General features: G+C 41.2%; 23 protein-coding genes and 1 pseudogene. 9 read left to right on the forward strand and 15 right to left on the reverse strand.

What is annotated here, in order from left to right; all coding sequences use genetic code 11:
- Positions 1 to 89 precede the first annotated feature (89 nt).
- Positions 90 to 536 (forward strand): DUF2569 domain-containing protein, encoded by a 447-nt coding sequence (locus ACEWFH_RS03445; RefSeq protein WP_473726109.1) that lies wholly within the window; start codon positions 90 to 92, stop codon positions 534 to 536.
- 68 nt (positions 537 to 604) lie between these two features.
- Here the strand turns inward: ACEWFH_RS03445 and aceA are convergent, their stop codons facing one another.
- The 3 genes from aceA to yhfH all read right to left on the reverse strand — a co-directional run bounded on the left by aceA (position 605) and on the right by yhfH (position 3775).
- Positions 605 to 1891 (reverse strand): isocitrate lyase, encoded by a 1287-nt coding sequence (gene aceA, locus ACEWFH_RS03450; RefSeq protein ID WP_473726110.1) that lies wholly within the window; start codon positions 1889 to 1891, stop codon positions 605 to 607.
- 78 nt (positions 1892 to 1969) lie between these two features.
- On the reverse strand, positions 1970 to 3559 hold the full coding sequence (gene aceB / locus ACEWFH_RS03455; RefSeq protein WP_473726111.1) for a malate synthase A: 1590 nt from the start codon (positions 3557 to 3559) through the stop codon (positions 1970 to 1972).
- Between the two features lie 84 nt (positions 3560 to 3643).
- Positions 3644 to 3775, reverse strand: a complete 132-nt coding sequence (gene yhfH / locus ACEWFH_RS03460; protein WP_188400762.1) for a protein YhfH — start codon at positions 3773 to 3775, stop codon at positions 3644 to 3646.
- 400 nt (positions 3776 to 4175) lie between these two features.
- Here yhfH and ACEWFH_RS03465 point away from each other — a divergent pair, with 400 nt between their 5' ends.
- The 3 genes and pseudogenes from ACEWFH_RS03465 to ACEWFH_RS03475 all read left to right on the forward strand — a co-directional run.
- Entirely contained in the window at positions 4176 to 4655 is a 480-nt protein-coding gene (locus ACEWFH_RS03465) for a site-2 protease family protein (protein WP_473726112.1), read from the forward strand.
- A 165-nt stretch (positions 4656 to 4820) separates the two neighbouring features.
- On the forward strand, positions 4821 to 5774 hold the full coding sequence (locus ACEWFH_RS03470; RefSeq protein ID WP_473726113.1) for a DMT family transporter: 954 nt from the start codon (positions 4821 to 4823) through the stop codon (positions 5772 to 5774).
- 197 nt (positions 5775 to 5971) lie between these two features.
- Positions 5972 to 6835: pseudogene (locus ACEWFH_RS03475) on the forward strand (AraC family transcriptional regulator); the annotation flags it as partial.
- Between the two features lie 48 nt (positions 6836 to 6883).
- Here the strand turns inward: ACEWFH_RS03475 and ACEWFH_RS03480 are convergent.
- From ACEWFH_RS03480 to ACEWFH_RS03500, 5 genes are read right to left on the reverse strand one after another with little or no spacing between them, the layout of a single operon-like run.
- Positions 6884 to 8026 (reverse strand): hypothetical protein, encoded by a 1143-nt coding sequence (locus ACEWFH_RS03480; RefSeq protein ID WP_473726114.1) that lies wholly within the window; start codon positions 8024 to 8026, stop codon positions 6884 to 6886.
- 15 nt (positions 8027 to 8041) lie between these two features.
- Positions 8042 to 9310 carry a hypothetical protein gene (locus ACEWFH_RS03485; protein WP_473726115.1) on the reverse strand — a complete coding sequence of 423 codons (1269 nt, stop codon included), beginning with the start codon at positions 9308 to 9310 and terminating at the stop codon, positions 8042 to 8044.
- Positions 9303 to 10190, reverse strand: coding sequence for an ABC transporter ATP-binding protein (locus tag ACEWFH_RS03490; protein ID WP_473726116.1), 888 nt, complete (start codon positions 10188 to 10190; stop codon positions 9303 to 9305). The genes ACEWFH_RS03485 and ACEWFH_RS03490 overlap by 8 nt, the downstream gene beginning before the upstream one ends.
- Positions 10191 to 10946, reverse strand: a complete 756-nt coding sequence (locus ACEWFH_RS03495) for a hypothetical protein (protein WP_473726117.1) — start codon at positions 10944 to 10946, stop codon at positions 10191 to 10193.
- Positions 10947 to 11501 carry an RNA polymerase sigma factor gene (locus ACEWFH_RS03500; protein WP_473726118.1) on the reverse strand — a complete coding sequence of 185 codons (555 nt, stop codon included), beginning with the start codon at positions 11499 to 11501 and terminating at the stop codon, positions 10947 to 10949. It abuts the gene before it with no gap.
- 304 nt (positions 11502 to 11805) lie between these two features.
- On the opposite strand from ACEWFH_RS03500, the gene ACEWFH_RS03505 reads away from it, so the two are divergent.
- Positions 11806 to 12288, forward strand: coding sequence for a hypothetical protein (locus tag ACEWFH_RS03505; RefSeq protein ID WP_473726119.1), 483 nt, complete (start codon positions 11806 to 11808; stop codon positions 12286 to 12288).
- 53 nt (positions 12289 to 12341) lie between these two features.
- On the opposite strand, the gene ACEWFH_RS03510 is transcribed toward ACEWFH_RS03505, so the two are convergent.
- From ACEWFH_RS03510 to ACEWFH_RS03530, 5 genes are all read right to left on the reverse strand, one after another.
- Entirely contained in the window at positions 12342 to 12641 is a 300-nt protein-coding gene (locus ACEWFH_RS03510) for an OmpA/MotB family protein (protein ID WP_473726120.1), read from the reverse strand.
- Complete coding sequence (locus ACEWFH_RS03515) at positions 12638 to 13045, reverse strand: hypothetical protein (protein WP_473726121.1); 408 nt, start codon at positions 13043 to 13045, stop codon at positions 12638 to 12640. Before ACEWFH_RS03515 ends, ACEWFH_RS03510 begins: the two co-directional genes overlap by 4 nt.
- Complete coding sequence (locus ACEWFH_RS03520) at positions 13042 to 13620, reverse strand: hypothetical protein (protein WP_473726122.1); 579 nt, start codon at positions 13618 to 13620, stop codon at positions 13042 to 13044. The genes ACEWFH_RS03515 and ACEWFH_RS03520 overlap by 4 nt, the downstream gene beginning before the upstream one ends.
- Positions 13621 to 13688: 68 nt before the next feature.
- Entirely contained in the window at positions 13689 to 14663 is a 975-nt protein-coding gene (locus ACEWFH_RS03525) for a hypothetical protein (protein ID WP_473726123.1), read from the reverse strand.
- A 216-nt stretch (positions 14664 to 14879) separates the two neighbouring features.
- Positions 14880 to 15539 carry a DUF975 family protein gene (locus tag ACEWFH_RS03530; RefSeq protein WP_473726124.1) on the reverse strand — a complete coding sequence of 220 codons (660 nt, stop codon included), beginning with the start codon at positions 15537 to 15539 and terminating at the stop codon, positions 14880 to 14882.
- A gap of 126 nt (positions 15540 to 15665) precedes the next feature.
- Between ACEWFH_RS03530 and ACEWFH_RS03535 the strand changes: the two genes are divergently transcribed.
- Positions 15666 to 16079 carry a thiol-disulfide oxidoreductase DCC family protein gene (locus ACEWFH_RS03535; RefSeq protein WP_473726125.1) on the forward strand — a complete coding sequence of 138 codons (414 nt, stop codon included), beginning with the start codon at positions 15666 to 15668 and terminating at the stop codon, positions 16077 to 16079.
- A gap of 75 nt (positions 16080 to 16154) precedes the next feature.
- The gene (locus tag ACEWFH_RS03540) at positions 16155 to 17102 is read left to right on the forward strand and encodes a nucleoside hydrolase (RefSeq protein ID WP_473726126.1); all 948 of its coding nucleotides are present in this window, start codon (positions 16155 to 16157) and stop codon (positions 17100 to 17102) included.
- 59 nt (positions 17103 to 17161) lie between these two features.
- Here ACEWFH_RS03540 and ACEWFH_RS03545 read toward each other — a convergent pair whose 3' ends face one another.
- Positions 17162 to 17332 carry an aspartyl-phosphate phosphatase Spo0E family protein gene (locus tag ACEWFH_RS03545; RefSeq protein ID WP_082820769.1) on the reverse strand — a complete coding sequence of 57 codons (171 nt, stop codon included), beginning with the start codon at positions 17330 to 17332 and terminating at the stop codon, positions 17162 to 17164.
- Between the two features lie 253 nt (positions 17333 to 17585).
- Here ACEWFH_RS03545 and ACEWFH_RS03550 point away from each other — a divergent pair, with 253 nt between their 5' ends.
- The gene (locus tag ACEWFH_RS03550) at positions 17586 to 18593 is read left to right on the forward strand and encodes a HAMP domain-containing protein (RefSeq protein ID WP_473726127.1); all 1008 of its coding nucleotides are present in this window, start codon (positions 17586 to 17588) and stop codon (positions 18591 to 18593) included.
- Positions 18563 to 19558 (forward strand): methyl-accepting chemotaxis protein, encoded by a 996-nt coding sequence (locus ACEWFH_RS03555; protein WP_473727199.1) that lies wholly within the window; start codon positions 18563 to 18565, stop codon positions 19556 to 19558. Before ACEWFH_RS03550 ends, ACEWFH_RS03555 begins: the two co-directional genes overlap by 31 nt.
- Positions 19559 to 19681: 123 nt before the next feature.
- On the opposite strand, the gene ACEWFH_RS03560 is transcribed toward ACEWFH_RS03555, so the two are convergent.
- A complete protein-coding gene (locus ACEWFH_RS03560) occupies positions 19682 to 20143 on the reverse strand; it encodes a transposase (protein WP_473727200.1) in 462 nt (153 codons plus the stop codon).
- Positions 20144 to 20393: the final 250 nt, after the last annotated feature.

Here is a 20393-nt window from a genome sequence, read left to right on the forward strand (position 1 = left end):
TATAGTCAAGATTAACCAAAGATTAGTTGAGATTCCCATGTTAAACTATAGAAAGCAAATAGATATCAATGAAAAAGGTGAATAGAACATTGGAAACTCAAACAAAACAAAAAGAAGATGTAAAGGGAATAGGGGGCTGGCTGCTGTTAGTAGCGGTGGGACTCATCTTAGCTATTCCGTATAAGCTAAACGCTATTTTAATTGGACTCCAAGCCATAAAAGGCTATGCGCTGAATTCTTTATTATTGAAGTACATCATTTACGGAGAATTGGTCTTTAACATAGGTTTACTGCTGTTTAATGTCTATCTTCTTTATTTATTTTTTACAAAGAAAAAAGTTTTCGTAAAATCATGGCTGTTTCTGCTGCAGATTACGTTATATTTTGCCATCGTGTTAGATGTATTGCTTCTCTTCGTAGACGAAGTGGATACAGGGACGGCATTTGTAAACTCGGCTTCTGCTGCATTAGCCTTTGTCATCTGGTCAGCGTATGCCAAAAAATCGTGGCGCGTCCACAACACATTTGTAAACTAATCTAAAAAGGACAGGGGCTATTTGCTCCTGTCCTTCGTCTATTTATCTCCTATCCAACAACTCTATTTCTATGCTTTCTGTGACTGAAACTGATCTTCTTCTGTCGATCCTTTAAGAGCGGTTGTTGAAGCTGTGCCGCCTGAAACAAGCTGTGTTACTTCGTCAAAGTAGCCTGTTCCTACTTCGCGCTGGTGACGTGTTGCCGTATAGCCATCGATCTCACTATCAAACTCTCTTTGCTGAAGCTCAGAATAAGCACCCATGCCTCTTGCTTTGTAGCCTTTTGCAAGCTCGAACATGCTGTGGTTCAGTGCATGGAAGCCTGCAAGCGTAACGAATTGGAACTTGTAGCCCATTGCCGCAAGCTGCTGCTGGAACGTCTCAATTGTTGCGTCATCCAGCTTCTTTTTCCAGTTGAAAGAAGGAGAACAGTTGTATGCTAATAGTTTGCCAGGGAACTGCTCGTGGATCGCATCGGCAAAACGCTGCGCTTGCTCTAAGTTTGGTTCACTCGTTTCACACCAGATCAGATCCGCATATGGTGCATACGCAAGACCGCGTGCAATCGCTTGATCCAGTCCTGCATTCGTACGGTAGAAGCCTTCAGCCGTTCGATCACCTGTAATGAATGCACGGTCAACAGGATCGATGTCACTCGTAATCAAGTCTGCAGCGTCAGCATCTGTACGTGCGATCAATATTGTTGGCGTACCCATTACGTCAGCAGCCAAACGTGCTGAAATTAAGTTGCGCACGGCCGTTTGAGTCGGCAGCAATACTTTCCCGCCAAGGTGACCGCACTTTTTCTCAGAAGATAACTGATCTTCAAAGTGAACAGCAGATGCTCCAGATTCAATCATACCTTTCATTAGTTCGAACACGTTCAATTGTCCGCCAAAACCAGCTTCTGCATCGGCAACGATTGGGAGGAAGTAATCGACTTCATTTCCGCCTTCCATATGCTGAATCTGATCAGCGCGCTGAAGAGCAGAGTTAATGCGTTTTACCACGTGTGGCACCGAGTTTGCTGGGTACAAACTTTGGTCAGGATACATGTTTCCAGATAGGTTTGCATCTGCTGCGACCTGCCAACCGCTTAAGTACACGGCTTTCAGACCTGCCTTTGCTTGCTGAACAGCCTGATTACCCGTTAAAGCTCCTAAAGCGTTTACATATGTTTCGTTTTGAAGTAGATCCCAGAATTTTTCGGCACCCTTTTTTGCAAGGGTATGCTCGATATCGATGGATCCGCGCAAGCGAATAACCTCTTCTGCTGTATATGGACGCTGAACTCCTGACCAGCGCTCTTCGTTTTGCCACATTTCCTGTAATTTCTCCACACGTGATTGATTCATTTAACTCTCTCCTTAAGTTTTCATAGTATTTTGAAACGGTGTTTTCATTAAAGTTGCTTAAATAGCGCTTTTTAAAACCTACAACACCTCATAACCTCGGTTGGTTAAGAAATCTTGAAAATCATCATCGCGAATTAATTCATCAAACAACCCGACAGCCTCCATAAAGCGGCCTGAATTGAATGGTTCCTCATTCATTTGCTGTCTTAATTTTTGAACTTCCTGAAGCTTTAGTTCCTCTACCAGCTCGAATGTAACTTTGCGGCCGTCGTTTAAAATACCTTTAGGATGTCGGATCCATTGCCACACTTGGGCTCTTGAGATTTCTGCAGTTGCCGCATCTTCCATGAGATGGTTGATCGGTGCAGCACCTTTTCCTCTAAGCCATGATGCGATGTATTGAATGCCGACACTAATGTTGACGCGCAAACCTTCTTCTGTAATTTCGCCCTCTGGTACAGCCACTAAATCGTCAGCCGTCACGACAACGTCTTCACGTTTCCGGTCGATCTGGTTCGGCTCTGGCATGATTCGGTCAAACACTTCCATCGCGACAGGTACAAGTCCCGGGTGGGCAACCCATGTCCCGTCATGACCATCAGAAGCTTCGCGCTCCTTATCAGCACGTACTTTTTCAAAAGCAGCCGCGTTTGCCGCCTCATCATTTTTAATCGGAATCTGTGCAGCCATCCCGCCGATTGCAGGGGCATTCCGTTTGTGACACGTCTTAATCGCTAAGAGAGAGTAAGATCTCATGAATGGTACAGTCATCGTAACAAGCGATCGGTCAGGCAGGATCACTTGAGGCTGATTACGGAATTTTTTAATATAGCTGAAAATATAATCCCAGCGTCCGCAGTTCACGCCTGCAGAGTGTTCACGCAGTTCATATAAAATTTCATCTATCTCAAAAGCGGCGACAATTGTTTCAATTAGTACAGTTGCTTTAATTGTTCCCCTCGGAATTCCGAGCTGCTGCTGCGCGTAGATGAACACATCGTTCCAAAGCCGCGCTTCTTTATGACTTTCCATTTTTGGAAGGTAAAAATAAGGACCAGAACCCTTTTCAATAAGTGTTTTCGCGTTGTGATAAAAATAAAGTCCAAAATCTACTAAACTCCCAGACATGAGTTCGTTATCTACCACTATATGTTTTTCTTCTAGATGCCAGCCGCGAGAACGCACGATTAACGTGGCGATGTCCTTATTCAATGTATATTTTTTGCCGTTCGGATTTTCAAAAGAAATGGTACCATTAACGGCATCCTTCAGATTGATTTGACCCTCAATCGTGTTTTCCCAAGTAGGAGAGTTGGAATCTTCAAGATCGGCCATAAATAGTTTGGCGCCAGAGTTAAGCGCGTTGATCACCATTTTCCGGTCAACAGGTCCTGTAATTTCCACTCGGCGGTCTTGAAGATCTTGAGGAAGAGGCGAGATGGTCCAATCACCGTTTCGGATATGTTCGGTTTCAGGTAAAAAGGTGGGAAGAATCCCGGAATCAATTTCTTGTTGTTTAACTTTACGTTGTTCTAAAAGTTCTTTTCGGATGGTATTGAATTGAAGGTGCAGTGACTTTAAGAAAAGAATGGCACCTGGTGTTAATATCTTTTCATACGCTGGGGTTATATCGCCTAACACTTGAAGATTAGAGGTTTCAATGGTCACTTATTCCACAGTCCTTTCTAAATATGTTATTAAACAGGTGCTTATGTTTATTATTGTTATATAACAGTAGAAGTAAAAAAATATTTACCTCTCGTGTTTGCCCATGCAACGCTCGCACTCATAAAGGTATGATTCGTGCTGCTCCTCGATCACACATCCACATTCTGTACACGTTTTTTCTGGCATGTTGCGGTGAAGCTCCAAGTAATTTTTCATTTTAAGTTCCTCCTGTTTTGTTTTTGATTTGATTATAATGCATTGTATTATAACAGATTAATTTTTGCAACACCTGTTTTATAACATTTTTCGATTTTTGGTGAAATTGAGTCATCTGTCCTGCTGTTTTTCCTTGATATATCAGCGTTTGTCCTAATTGAAAGTTTTTTTGAAGCTGTTGTAATACAGAGAGGGAATTGTTTTAAAACAAAAAGGATCCATTTGTCGTATATCGATTAAAATCTCAATTTACCTCGTATAAAAAATAATTGTCTTGGAATGATTGTCCTCCCTATACTTTTTCTGTTAAAAAGACAGGTAAAAAGCCTAGTGTGAACATGCCCAAAGTAGGAAACATTATACCTGATACTAGAAAAAATAGGTTATAGGAGGGATGCACATGTTTGGTTTTGAAGATGTTTGGAAGTTTTTCTTTTCATTTTTTCTCGTTTTACCGATTGTTACCTTTATACACGAAGCAGGTCATCTCTTTTTCGGAAAAATGACGGGTGGCAAAGTCCGCATTCATATAGGAAGTGGAAACAGACTGTTTAAGATCGGTCCCTGTAACATTCGGAAATTGTATTTTTGGGACGGTTGGTGTGAATATGAAAATTTGAATAACCACACAAGAAGACACTTAATCCTCGTTTATTTAGGAGGTCCGTTATTCACCATACTAAGTATGCTGATCGTGAACATCCTGATTTACATGAAAATATTTGAACCAGGCATCTTTACGTACCAATTTGTGTACTTTTCCTTCTATTTTGTATTTTTCTCTCTGATTCCGATCGAGCAAAATGGGTATCCGACAGACGGGAAAGCGGCATGGGATGTGCTTAAACAGAAGACGTTAAAAAACAACCCACTGAGTTAAAAGATAGAAGACATAACGTTTGGACGAAAGCGGTCCAGACGTTTTTTTGTTTTAAGACGTTGAGACAGTTACGCGTCTCACCCTTATGGTAAGATAATGTAAAATTGATGTTGGCATGTTGGACAAAACAAATGAATATTTTTTAGGGGAAACGGGGGATTTAGGATGAAACCGATATGGCTTGGTATTGCGGCTGCCTTTTTCTTTGGGGTGACCTTCATATTGAATCGTTCGATGGATTTATCAGGCGGAAGCTGGCATTGGAGTGCGGCCCTTCGCTTTTTTTACATGGTGCCGCTTTTGTGGCTGATCGTTTGGATACGTGGAAACGTGCGTCCTGTTTTTCAAGAGTTAAGAGCTCAATTTGGCACGTGGTTTTTATGGAGTTCAGTTGGCTTTGTTCTCTTTTATGCGCCGATTACGTATGCTGCAGGATTTGGAGAAGCATGGCTCGTGGCAGCAACATGGCAGATTACGATTGTTGCAGGTTCTCTTCTCGTGCCGTTCTTTTATGAAGGAGAAGGGAAGAATAAAGCAGGTGCGTCCCGGCAAAAGATACCGTTTAAAGGGCTAGGCTTTTCTGTCATCATTTTAGGAGGAGTCGCGCTCGTTCAAGTGCAGGAAGCGAGTGGGGTGAATGGCTCTGCGTGGTTAAATGTTGTGCTGCCTGTCTTGGTTGCAGCAATTGCGTATCCGCTAGGCAACCGAAAAATGATGGTTGTTACGAACAAGCGTCTTGATGCTTTTCAGCGTGCGTTTGGCATGACGATCACTTCACTGCCGTGGTGGATCGTTCTGGCTGTAATCGGCTGGGTTGAAAGTGGACCACCGACGAATGATCAGCTGTGGCAGACCTTTTTAGTCGCGATTTCATCAGGCGTCATCGCAACCGTACTCTTTTTTCAGGCAACCGATCTTTGTGCGAATAACCCTGTAAAACTAGCAGGCGTTGAAGCAACGCAATCAGCGGAAATTATTTTTGTGCTGGCCGGTGAGATGTGGTTGTTATCGATTGCGAGTCCAACTTTCCTTTCTTTAATGGGCGTTTTCGTCATCATGCTCGGCATGTTTTTACACAGTTATTACGGAAAAACAGAAGTGGTTCAAAAAAATCTATGAAACTTGCAAAATGATGAATAAAAAAATGTGAGCTGGGAATAGTAGTACTACCCCCTTTTTATATAGTAATTTGGAACAGCCGTTGCCCGTAGCAGCGGTTGTTTTTTGTGCAAAAAGGAATCCGTCATATCTGTGCATAATAAGTCGGGTAGGCCACATGAGTTCCTGTTATTGTTTTGTTGAAAGGAGGCGTTCATATGGATTCGCTTCAAAGAATGAATGACGCGTTGAACTTTATCGAGGAAAATTTGGCAGACGAAATTGATTTTAAGGAAGTAGCGAGACGTGCATATTGCTCTGAATATCATTTTAAAAGAATGTTTTCATTCCTAGCTGGTGTTCCACTATCAGAATATATCCGCCGCAGACGTCTGACTCTTGCAGCATTTGAACTTGCGAATGGTGAAACAAAGGTCATTGATATCGCTGTAAAATATGGCTACCGTTCACCGGATGCTTTTACAAAAGCGTTTCAACTTTTGCACGGTGTAACACCATCAGAAGCTCGAAGGAACGGTCATTCTTTAAAAGCATTTCCACGCATGTCCTTTCAACTATCGATAAAAGGAGGAAATGAAATGAACTATCGCATCGTTGAAAAAGAGGCGTTCCGCATTGTGGGAATGAAGAAAAGAGTTCCTTTAATTTTTGAGGGAGTAAATCCGGAGATCGCAGCTATGTGGCAAAGTCTAGACCTGGACACCATTAACGAGCTTAAATCGTTATCAAATATAGAGCCAAAAGGGCTAATCAGTGCCTCAACGAACTTTTCAGAGAGGATGGCTGAGAACAGTGAACTTGATCACTATATTGGGGCAGCTACGACTAATGAATGTCCTGGTCACTTGGCTAATCTAGAGGTTGTCGCATCTTCTTGGGCCGTTTTTGAAGCAGTAGGACCCTTTCCTGAAACGCTGCAAAATGTATGGGGTCGCATCTATGCAGAATGGTTTCCGTCATCGTCTTACGAACAAACAGAAGGACCGGAAATGTTATGGAACGCGGATAAAGATACCTCATCGCCAACGTTTAGAAGTGAAATTTGGATTCCGGTAAAAAGAAGTAAAAAAGGAGCATCGGCTGGAAGAGGCCGATGCTTTTTCGCGGTTTTAAGCGATATCTTTCACTTTTTCCTTCTTATATCTCCACCCATACAATAGTGCGCTCATAGAAAGGATTGTTACGAATGAGATCGGCACGAGATGCTGAGGCAAATGAACGTCAGTGATGTACTGTACAAGATAGCTTGTTCCCATCCCAAACAGGATAAATGAGAGAGGAACATGCAAGCCGACACTCGTCATATAGTTCGGCGCGATTCTTGAGATACAAGCTGCGATCAAAACTAATGCTATTCCCAAAAGATAGATGAAAATTACCGTAAGAACGATATATTGAAAGAACGTGATGTCATACCAAGAAACAAAATTATTGTAAATCGAGTTAATGGTTAGCGGGAAGAACATACTCGTGTCATTGCCAGCATAGAAAACGAAAAAACAGCCGAGTTGAATCGTAATAACGAGTAAGGAAGCTATTAATCCCGCTAAGAGTTTCTTCGTAAAAAGCGTACGCCCAACTTTGGATGTGTACTGCAGAAAAACAGCGTGATTGCGGTTGTCCGAAATGTATAACGGCATGATTACTAACATGATGCTAAGGAAGATCAAAATCGCTACATTTTTGATCAGTGTATTGTAGTTTTCAAACACTAAATAAGTAAAAACAGCGGTTGTTGCTCCTTTTTCCACCAATTCTTGAATACGAGCTTCTTGTTTATCGTTTAGCTCACCGGGTCCGTATTGGCTAAAACGCTCAGGATATTCGTACGTTTCAATCATTCTTTCTCTCGCTTGAATCTCCCAAAATACGTCCACATAATCCTCAAACACCACTTTGTGATAAAGAGCTGCTAGCTTTTCGTTTTCAAGATCCATACTGCGAAATTTTTTGTATGAGTCTATACCCGCAGCCACCAGTTCATCTTGTGACTTTACATACTCTGTCGCTTCATCAATTCGTTGCTGATAAATATTTTTAAAATCTTCAAATTCATCCTCATCCATCGTTTCTCCATAGTCATTCAGCATTTTTTGAGTAGCAAGGAACGTATCAAGTAAGGGCCTGCCGTTCGGAAAATGTTTAAAATCGAACATGATAAACTGCTGGTACATGATAAAGCTGACCAACAGGAGCAGTATAATGGCTTTTACCGTAAACAGCTTCTTTAATTCCTCGAATAAAATTCTCATGAGTTCGCGTCCTATCTATAAGTTTTCTCGTGTGAAACGGCTGATACAGAACCAAGATAGAAGTATTAAAGCGACCGACCAAGCAGACACCGTAATGACTTCATAATATTTATACGTTGTAAATACACCGCTTTCCATCCACCATTTTTTCACGTTCATCACGAGCATAAAGGGTGAATAGTGCGTGTAAATAAGCATCACGCTATCTTTTGATATTTTACTTGGCACGAGAAGACCTGCCCCAAAAATGACGCCGAATACCGTAAACACTATATAACTATTTCTGATCCACATCGAGAGACAAAACGTGATCAGAGCGAACATGAATTGGCAAATAATCAACAAGGTACAAGATAACAGCAAGTACTGCCAAAAAGTTAAGTTCCACCAACTGATCAATGGAATGTTGTTTAGTTCAATTAAAAAGCCTGTGCTGATCGGAACGCTCCAAAGACTTGAATAATCAAATACCATAAAATAAACGATTAATGTCGCGGCTAACAAAATGAATGTGGCAAGGATTGAAGAAAGTAGAGCTACAACCAGCTTATCCCACACTAATTTTCTTCCTCGTTTTGTTGAATACGCCACCAATGACGTTTTTTGCTCGAATTCATAATTGACGATGAACCCCGTGAACAGGACGACCAAAATCATCGCCTGAAAGATGACGAACCCAAACATAGTCTTAAAAAGGAAAGAATGTGTACCAAAGATCTTTCCGTGAAAAAAGAGGTGTAAATGCTCTTTATTTTGGATTAACTTCTCCACTCGTGGCTTTAACGAGGCATAATGAGCGCGAACGGTTTCAGCTGCAGAACCGCTTAATCCGTAAAGGCGGATTCCTTCTTCAGCGTTGTCCATGACATCCAAGTTTTTGTACTTCATTTCGATCTCTTTAATCGTCGTAACATACGTTTCTTTTAACGCTAAGGCATTTATCGTTTTCAGTTCTTTTTCGCTATACTTTTTAGCGTCCAGCAAAGCATAAAAGTGCTCTGGTTTGTAAAAGTCTGTTGCTTGCTTATACGTATCGCCTGTCTTACTTTCTGCAAGCTGATTCCACGCTTTTAACTCTTTTTCATAGGACGATTGCAAACCACTCCGGCCTTCTATATCCATCAATGTACCGTTTTCTTTTACAATGGGTTGAAGCCGATTCATATCTTCACGTATCGGTGATTGCTGATAGATCAGAAAAAAATTAAACAAAATGAACAGGATAAAAAGACCTAATATGATGGGTGAGGTGACGATCTTTTTGAATTCGAGCCGCTTAATCATAAAAACCGTCCTGAGCCGGTACTTCATCTTGATAGATGTACAAAAATACATCTTCTAAGTTCGGATGAACAGATCTCCATTCAGGTTTCGCGGTGTCTGTTGTCAAAAACCGCATGTGCATACTGCCTGCTTCTTGTTTTTCAGAGAGAGTGAGGTATGTGGAGCGAAATTTTTCAGTGTTCTCGTAATCAACTTCGGTCTCATAAACCAAGCCCTCAATTTTGCGGCAGATGTTAGAAACGCTATCTTTGTATAACACTTCTTGATTTTTTATCATGATGATTTCGTTTGCGATCGACTCCACATCAGACACAATGTGCGTGGATAAAATCACGATTCGGTCCCGTGCGAGGTTCGTCAGCAGATTGCGAAAACGAACTCTTTCTTTTGGATCAAGTCCAGCTGTTGGTTCGTCTAAAATAAGAATCTTAGGATCGTTTAACATGGCTTGCGCGATCCCAACACGCTGAATCATGCCGCCCGAGAACTTCTTCATCTTTTTACTCGCCACATGATCGAGTGCTACCGTTTTAAGCAGCTCTTCCACGCGCACGACAGCTGTTTTTCTGTCTATCCCTTTTAGCGCAGCCAGATATAGAAGGTAAGCAGTCGGGCTATAATTTTTGTAATAACCAAACTCTTGCGGCAGATATCCAATGATATCTCGGTACTTCTCATCCATCTTGATAATATCTGTTCCACCGTAAGAAATCGTGCCGCTAGTCGGAAACAATAGAGTCGTTAGCATCTTAATGAGCGTTGTTTTCCCAGCTCCGTTTGGTGCTAATAAACCGTACACACCGTTATGAAACTCTAAATTTATATTTTTTAGTGCATTGAACTTCCCAAAATTTTTCGTGACCTCTTCTACTACTAACATCTATAGAACTCCTTCTGCATGACGAAATGCGATTAGTTTTTTTAATGAGTTAACATAGAGTGCAAGACTTGCGGCACATACCACTATGTACACATAGGCCGGTACATGACTTAGAAAAGCAGAATATCCATCTTGGCTAAGAAATGCTGGGATGAAGTTTATTAACAGCCAACCCGCCATCAAAGCATATGTGGAATATCTTCCTTTTACATGCTGCAAAACATAGAGATAAAGAACGGAAAATATGCTCAATGAGCTACATGATAAGAGCAAGGCTTGAAGTACGCTGATAGATTGAAAGAGTAGGGATACAACAAGTATTAGAAAACTATTGAGAATGAGTGTAATTAAGCTGAAAATTAGCATTCGAAAGGCTGCCAGCTGAAATACGTGATATTTACAGGTCATCTCAACAGAAAACGTGTTTTTTGTTAACGCATTTACTAAGAAAAGCGAAGCAACGGTAAAATAAAGAACAGGTGACAAGGTAAATATAAATGAGTAAATGTCATCCGTTTTTACAGATGAATCTAGCGAGAATATTCCGTATATCAACACACAAAGTGCTAAAGAAACGACGAATAGAATCTCAGTCGCATCACGAAACAGGTAACGGAAACCGAGCTGCTGATACATTTCTCTTAAGGATTGCTGAAAAGATTTTGGTTTAGTAAGCCCAGCTGAAACAATGTGTTGAATGTGGTTTTTTATTTCGTGATCCTCAGGGAAATCAACGTGAAACTTGTGCTTGTCCATCTACTCATCCTCCATTCGCTGTTTGAGTTTTTTTATTGCAGAATAATACTTGGTCTTAATGGATGATTCAGGAATATCTAGTGTGCTGGCGATTTCCGAAAACGTATACTCGGCGAATAATTTGAGGCGCAGAATTTGCTGATCTCTTACATGAAAAGCGTTTAACATTTCGGTCACTCTTTCGATGTCTTCTTTATATTCCAGCTCAATCGTAAAATCTGAAGATGCAGCTACTTCAACAAATTCCATAGTGTCTGTGGACTGAGCATATGTATAGTGGCGAGATCTAAAATAATCAACCACTTTATACGTTGCGATTCGGTACAGCCAGGTTTTAAAGGATGCTTTTTTGTCATCGTATTGCGTAATGGACTGCAGCATGCTGATAAAGATTTCTTGCGTTAAGTCCATTGACAGTTCTTTGTTCAGTGTCTGCTTGTAAACGTAGGCATAAATAGACGGATAATAAACTGCAATCAGTTCGTTCGCAGCGTTTTCATCTGATTTTTTCTGGATTAGCTTGATCCATTTTTTCTGTTGCAACAGTTTCATCATGATTTTTTCTTCACTTCCAGACTGCAAAAAGGTGTCTTACTCATACATTCGTAAAGAAGAGATAAATAGTTTTACTTTTTATAAAATTTTTTCCAATTTCTATTATAGACTTAATAAATCATCAATAAGTAGGTTTACTGTGGGACTAAAAAGGTTGTCTAACTCATATGTTTTTAAGGAACGAATTAATAGATTTTGTTTTAGGATAAAGCATGAAAATTTATCAAGAAGGATAATGTTGGTTTTTGTGTAATTCCTAAGTTCAACAATCCTTATACGTTAATAGAAAGTTGGGTGATTTTACATGCTAATGGATACTGATAACTTGTTATATGTAGCATTGATTGTGTTATTGCTTTTTGTTGGTGTTGCCATTGCAGCTGCAAAGTCGAAAACAGCTCCTGTTGAGGAAGGTGGAGAACACATGTTTAGAAATTTGTATATTTATTTGGTGTTATTTACAACGCTTTTGTTAACACTTGGAGGAGGCATTAGTGTATTTATGGGCGTAGCTGATCTGGTTAGCCCAAACACGTATCATGCTAGTTTTACAGAATATAAGCTTGGTCAAGCTGAGTCAGTATTTGATGAAAATGGAAATCCAATGCCTAGTAAAACGACGGAAGAAGAGTTGCGGAGAGAGTATAAATTGATGTTAGAAGATGAAAAAGCACAGATTAAAAGAAACGCAACGAACAAAATTGTTAAAAGTTCAGGATTTATACTAATTCCACTACCGGTCTTTCTTTATTTCAATCGCCAATTGCGTAAAAAAGAAGCAAAATAAACAGAACAAAACGAGCGAATACTTTCCGCTCGTTTTTTATGTGCTAAACAATTCTATTGCTCCACAATCTCCTTCAGCTTGCTCTGCCACTTGTCGTCATCCAATATGATCTGAAACGAGATTCGGCGGTTTTTTTGAAGAGCTTGAGCTGAGTTTCCTTCTGCAATCGGTTTATACTCGCTGTAGCCTGTTGCCGCCAAGTATTGCGCGTACTCCTTTCTCGCCAGTTTCGGATTTGCTTTTCCAAGATAATCGACGACCGCCACCGCACGCTGGGTGGAGAGGGACCAGTTGTCATACGGAACAGAATCGGTGTGACCTTCTATCAAAATGATGTACAGGTACTGACTCATGTCTTTTTCCTCGATAATCGCGGCGAGTGCATCAGCGAGGGGTCAAGAACTTGTTTTCCTTTTGCAGAAATCTCTGCACTCCCGGTATCAAAAAGAATATTTCCTTCTACAGAGATCGTGTTGTTCGGACCCCTGATGATCTTATCTTTTCCAACGTTTTCTTCGAGCTGTTTTTGGATGAGGTCTGAGATGTGCTTTTTCACCTCAGCCACCTGACCAAGTTCGCGCTTGATCTGTGCCTGGTCATAGGCGTTGTAGATGCTCTGTACGTAGGCTAGTATGGCGATAAAGACCATAACGAGCACCATCATCGCCATCATATCGGTAAAACTCGGCCAGAAGATCTCTTTGGTTTCTTGGCTCTCGTCGTTGTAGTAGGATTTGCGCGCCTTCATACCGGTCACCGTCTCCTAAAATTCGGGTTGGAGATCTCAGGCATCCGCTCGTCATCCACGTATTCGGCTGCGCGAGGATTGCGCGTTTCATAGACCACCTGGTTGGATTGGTTCATAGCGGCTTGGTAGATGCGCTGCATGAGGTGGTACATGTCTGAGAGCGTCCGGTTATTGTCTGTGATGCTTCGAGTTAGACTATGATGAAGGTTTTCAAGCGTGCGTGCGAGTTCACGCATATCGTCATCGCGGCTGTTCTGGTTTTGTGAGTTGTTAAGGATGGAAGCGAGCTGACGGCTCTGGCTATCCATGACGTTCCGGACTTGGTCGGTAAAATCACGTTTGATGTGTTCAACGGCGGAATAAAAGCCTTTTTCAAGCTGACCGACGCTTGAAGCGAAGTCCGCTGCTGCACGGCCGTACTCGCCTTGTTTTTCAGAGTATCGGTAATGCCACTCATCTTGCTTTTGTGCAAGTCGGTTTTCGAGCGCATCATGCTGGTTTTGGTAATGCTGAAGCTGCTCTTGCATGCCGCGAAGCATGGATTGCGCGTGTTCTTCCGATCTGCGCTGCGCTTCTTGCAGCATTTTATCAGAGCGCTGGATAAGCTGGTCGAATTTTTGCTGACCTTGTGTGTGCCGGTCGTTGCTTGTTTTTAGCTGCTGTTCGAAAGAAGATATGTTTTTGGCGAGTGCGTTGATGCTCGTGTCGACGGTTTTTGTATCGTACCCAGTTCTTTCGTTGTTTCGTTAAAACGCTGACCGAACTGATCGAGCTGTGTGGTGGAGGCCGCGAACCGTTCGGAGTGCTCACGTTGTGCTTCAAAAATACCGTTCACGTCTTCCATCGCTTTTTGAAGGCCAGCTGTAAAATTAACCATTTGAGATGCGAACTCGCCTAGTGTTTTATCGAAGGATGATTCAACACGGGACGCTAGACGGTCAAGCAGGCGTTCAACCGAATCTTGAGGCTTGTCGTTGATCAGCTCGCTGTTGATGTTGTGATCGAGATATACTTCACAATCGGCTAAAAGTTTGTTCTGCATGTAGGAAAGGGAAGTGCCTTGTGAGAAAAAACCTGACTGAATCAGGTTTAGGAAGAGAGCTGCACCAATCCCTGCGATACTTGTAAAAAAGGCAACGCTCATTCCTTCAAACGGTGCTGTGAGTGATGAGATGATTGAGTTTAGTGTGAGGTTGGAGTCCGCTGGCTGAGTGCCGAGTGTCATGAGCGTGTCTTGCATTGATACAAGAGAGAGCGTTAGTCCGATGAAGGTTCCGAGGACACCCAGAATGATGGTGAAGGACGGAAGCTGGTTGAGTAATTTTTGTATATTTCCGACCGGTACTCTAAAAATACCGAGCAGTGGAATGCGTTCGTTGTAAAGGTGCTTTTCGATAAGCGCTTGAGTGTTTAGTTGAGGCACACCAGCGAGATGAAATTGCTTGTAGTCTGATGTGACGCGTTGCAACCAATGCGAGTAAGGCTGCTGATCTTTATTCGTCTCGATCTGCTGCAACTCCTTGCTCCATTTGCGAAAGTGGTAAGCGGTTTGGGTATACCCTACGATACCCATAAATACGAGAAACCCAATGACCCCGACGACGATTACAGTAAGTTGATCCATCATGCCACCCCTTAGATGTCTTGTCTGATTGTCCTTACTGATAGTTATGTCCTAGGAGCGGGAAATATTTAGGGAAATGGGGTCTGGCCCCAAACAAATACAAAAACCCCTGTATTGTCCATCTCATATGGACAATACAGGGGTTTGTTCAACCGCTTAATTATTCTTCTCAGTACTAACTAAGCACAACCTGAAAGCGGCGCAGTCTCTAGAAGCCAATTACGCCTCTTTTTGCTGTCTCACTAAGTTTTCGTAAAATGCAGCATATGACGCACTCATATACGGTGCAAGCCAAAGAAATCCGATTCCTAGTGTTAATATACATAGAATTCCCCAGCCTATGAAGCTTAACTGCAGCACGAAAAATTGCCACTTGTGGCCATTCATCAGCTTACGGCTTTTGGTAATAGCAGCATTGATGCCGATTCTTGGATTATCCCTTAACACAAAATACGTTTGTGAATAGGAAAATGCCTTAATGATACCGGGAATCACTAGAAGAAGTGTCCATAAAAACATGTACACCATCATCACCAAGTACGTTCCTAGAATTCTCACGTACATGCTGATCTCCGAAAAAGCTTGAAGAAGACTAGAAAACTTAATTTTTTCACCAGTGCGGATTACTGATAAAAAAGTCCATAAATATCCGATATATAATGGCAGTAAGACGAGAGTGATGATAAACGTACTCGCTGCCGGTCCATCGACATTTTCAGGCTTGTTCACCCAAGCTTTAAAGCCTCCGCTTAAATTAATTTCTATGATTAATGGGATCAAATAATAAACCGAAGCGAATAGCAGTGTAAATAATGCCGCTGTGCCCCATTGTCCTTTTAGGTGCTGCCGTGCTTGCATTTTGATTTCTTTATTTTTCATGATGTACTCACCTTTCTAGGTCTGTCCTCTTATTATAATACGTAACGGTAAAGAGAAAGATGTTTTTTTGATGAGCATTAATAGTAAAATAGAGGGAAACTACGTTGGTAGAAGGGAGAGTTACTTATGGAGAATTTGGAAGAAAATAAGGCTTTTCTTCTTTTTGACGGAGTATGTAATCTTTGCAATGGAAGTGTGCAATTTATTCTAAAACATGAGAAAAGCAGTGTATTAAAGTTTGCAGCCATACAATCAGAAGCTGGACAAAAGTTGCTCTCTCAATACAACATAGACCCAGAGTATACCAATTCCGTAATTTTAATAAAAGAAGGAAAAGTCTATACAGAATCAGATGCAGTGTTTAAGATCTCCCAGTTCTTGAAATTCCCTTTCAGATTAGGAAGGTTTTTAGTTGTTGTACCACAGCCTATTCGGAATTTCATTTATAGAAAAGTAGCGAAAAATCGGTATCGGTGGTTTGGCAAAAAGGACAGCTGTATGATTCCAACGCCCGACCTGAGAAATAGATTCTTACAATAGTTTTTACGACCAAACTTCATAAGACAACACATTGCCTAATAGGATAAAACAAAAGCCTAAAAGGGGATTCGTGCAATGGGACAAAAAGTTTTGTTCTTTGGTGACGCAGGAATTGATGATGCAGTCGCCTTAACATATGCCTATTTAAGCGAGGAAATAGATATTGTAGCGGTTGTTGCGGACTATGGGAACGTAGCCAGAGAGCAGACGATTGCAAATGTAAGTTATCTGGCAAAAACATTTAACTATCCAAGTGATGTCAAAATTATCGGTGGTGCAGAAGTTCCTATGACAGGAGAACAGCCTACATTTTATCCGGATGTACATGGCGTGTACGGTCTAGGGCCGATTATACCCGGTACGTATGATGGATTCATCGAAAACTTCTTCGAGATCGTGAACATTATTGAGCAGTATCAAGATGATCTCGTTATCGTAAATGCAGGAAGGCTGACTTCGCTAGCTACAATGTTTATCTTGTTCCAATCGCTTATGAAGAAAGTAAAAGCGTATTATATTATGGGCGGAGCGTTTTGGGTGCCTGGAAATGTTACGGCTGTGTCTGAAGCGAACTTCCATGGAGACCCAGTCGCAGTAAGAATCGTTCTAACCTACGCGGATAACGTAACGATCATCCCGTTAAACGTAACGGACAGAGCGCTTGTTACCCCAGAAATGGTCAACTACATTGATTACAAAGGAAAAGCACCGATCATCAAACCGGTGCTGGATTTTTATTATAATTTTTATAAAAGCAGAAATCCCGAGATCCAAGGAAGTCCTGTCCATGATGCAATCACTTTACTAGCTTGCATAAGAGAAGACATGTTCACGTTTAGGACGCTTCCAGTACATATTGTGCTGCAAGACGGAAACACAGCAAGAGGTCAGAGTATTGCAGATGTCAGGCCGTATGTGCAGTTTAATGAAAGTGACAAAAAACATCGAATCGCGTTTGATTTCGATTACAACTATTTTTTTAGAGATTTTATGAGCGTGATGACGGGAGAAACGTTTAGTTAATTATATAATAAAAAACCGGTGATTCTGCTAGCGTAAGAACCCCGGTTTAATTTATGTGATTAAGCGCAATCTTTAATTTGATCTAGTTTGTTTAATTTCTCATCTAGTATCTGACTTAGCTGAACAAGAAGCGGATCTGCAAGACTATTAACCTTTTTACTTACCTCATACATGGTCGTTCGAATGGCGTCTATCTCTGTAGTTAAGACAAGAGCATTGCTTCGGCTCATGGTCCATTCCCCCTCTAATATAATAACCACTTCTGCACCATTAATGTCGGTAAATCTTGTAAATATTATATACCATATTTTGTGTCTAGTCTATTATTTTTTTACACATATAGGGGGACAGACCCTATACAATTACACATTCGCCGTTTTTGTCTTCCTCAAAAGACAAAAACGGCTCTTTTTTAGTAAAAATTTGTTGCATTCTGTCGATATACTTTTTGCTGCCTAGAAAAAGTGAATGTTGGAGGAAAAAATGATTAAAAAAAGTCTACAAAGGCAAATCCTTGTGCCTTTTATATTGCTCATTATGATGACTGGTTTAATAGTGAGCGGAGTAAGTTATATGTTCAGTATGAAAACAACCGTTGATAATTCATCTGAAGATACATCAGACCGTATGCACGATCTAAACGAGTCATTGAATCGCTTTTTACAAGATAATGCCGATTTTGTTTCAGCTTATGCAGATTCGGCGACGATTAAACTACATGAAAAAGGCGATAGTACTGATTACATTATTTCAAAGTTTGAAGACTACCATCTAGCAAACGAAGCCATTATGAATAGCTATTATATTTCGGATACAAAGGAAGTTGTCATGTATCCAATACCTTCAACAATTGTTGAAGACCTGACTTTAACTCCTTGGTATCAACAAGCGGCTAAAAATCCTAATGAAGTCTTCTGGACAGATCCTTTTATCGATCAAGCAACGGATCGGCCTGTTGTAAAAGCTGTAAAAGCAGTTGAGTACAGTGGCAAAGTCGTTGGTGTTACTGCCATTGATATTGCCGTTAATGATATTTTGACACTCATGCAAAATGTGAAGATCGGTTCAACAGGTTATGCTCTTCTACTCGATAATTCCGGAAACTATATGGTGCATCCTGATGCAAAGATGCTAGGGAAGAGCGCAACAAAAGAATCATTTTATAAAAAAATCACGGATAAGACGGGTATTGTAACCACAAATATCAACGGTGAAGAGAGAGTTGTGAGCTACTCAAAGAATGAAACGACTGGTTGGAAACTAGCGGGAACTGTAGCGGTAAGTGAGTTTGAACAAAAAGCGTCTGTCATTCTATTACCCATTGGAATTGCTTTGCTGGTAACCCTTTTAGTGGCTGCTGTGATCTCCTTGTTCGTTTCAAGAAGGATCACGGTACCTGTTAAACAATTAAAAAATGCGATGCATGAAATAAAAATGGAAACCTGCAGACCAGCGTCTCCATACAAAGAAAAGACGAAATTGGAGAACTAGCTGCGAGTTTTGATGAGATGTCTAGCCAAATGCGTACGTTAATCGCGGAAATGGCTCAGATTACCGATCATGTTACAGATGCATCCCAAACCGTAGTAGCGAGTGCAGAAGAAAATTCAGCATCTGCACAGGAAGTTTCAACGACGATGCAGCAAATCGCAGCGGGGTCATCCCATCAAGCAGAATTGATGGATGAAAATGCAAAATCAGCTAATGTGCTAGCTGAGCGTATCAGTCAAGTTCAAGCGCATGGGGAAACAATCGAAAAGGCAACACAGCAAATGAATGAAGAATCGCTGACAGGTGTAAAAAAGGTAAGCATCCTGAAAGAAAAATCATTAATGACAACCGAAATGACGAAAGAAATGATCACTTCAATAAAAAAATTAGATGAAACATCAGGCAGCGTTCAAAAGATTGTATTGACGATTAGTGATATCGCGAACCAGACGAATTTACTGGCATTAAACGCAGCAATCGAAGCGGCAAGAGCAGGAGAGTCTGGGAGAGGTTTTGCGGTTGTGGCTGATGAAGTTCGAAAACTAGCAGAGCAGACCGAGAATTCTTTAAAAGATATTAGCTCTCTGATTACCGACATGCAGCAGGTAACGGAAAATACCGTCGGACAAGTTCAAGAAGCGGCAGCCCTTGTTCTTTCTCAAAGTGAAGCAGTTGAAGAAACTGAACAAACCTTTACCGCTATTTCTAAGGCTGTTCGAGGTAACGCAGAAGCATTAAAAGACGTGATACAGTCTGTTGAAGAGATGACAAAGCAAAAAGATGTCCTGTTGGAGAACGCTTCGCATATTTTAGCGATTACGCAAGAAACAGCGGCTGGAACCGAAGAGGTTTCTGCATCAGCAGAGGAGCAATCAGCCTCTATGGAACAACTGAATCATCTAGCAGATCAGCTTGAGCAGTATGCAGAGCAAATGCGTACGCACGTTCAGAGGTTTAATTTCTAGAGGGGGACAGACCCCATACAATTACACATTCGCCGGTTTTGTCTTTTTCCAGAAGACAAAACCGGCTTTTTCTTTGATATGGATGAATTTTTAACATCATTAGTGTGTAATATTACAAGAAATTTAGGTTTCTACTACCGGTGAGGTTCTGCTTTCTACATATTCTCGGTATTGAGGTTTTGAATCTTGAAAAAGTCCAAGTATGGTTGAGGTGTCTACGAAAGGGCATACCGATTGGGTGACATAATATCGATAACTACTCCAAGGGTATTCGAGAGGAAACATTACAAGATCGGCGGCTACAGGGTTTAAGTGAATGTAACGACTCGTATCTAGCAGGTACGAACGATCTTCAATCAGTTCTGCTCCGTAGCGGCCTTGAAACACATGGCCAGTTAGCTCGTATTTTTTGTTGAAATACATGGCATACGTTTCATTTAGTTCTTTCATAAATTCTCCAGGTGGGGACTTGCTGCACAAAATTTGAAGGTGCGTGTGGTTTGTCAAGAGGCAATAAGAGAAGAGCCCGACAGCGTGCTTTTTAACACAGTGACTTAGGATCTTTAAGTAGCAGTGGAAATCCAGGTGGGAATAAAAAGAGGTTCCCTGCGGTTTCCGCGGGTAGTCACGTGATAAACAGCATCAGGATACCAAATGCGACGTGTTCTGGGAATGATTTTCACCTCCTTTCAGTTGTACTTCTATTATACTTCCTTGTAACTAGATGTGGGAAATAGGGACTGACCCCAAACAATTTATTTCCCTCATCATTATTGAGTAAAACCTCTTAAGCAATCTGGAATGCAATCGGTTCTAATCTTCTCTTTTCGCAAAG

This window comes from Fictibacillus sp. EA-CB0309, from assembly GCF_055814265.1.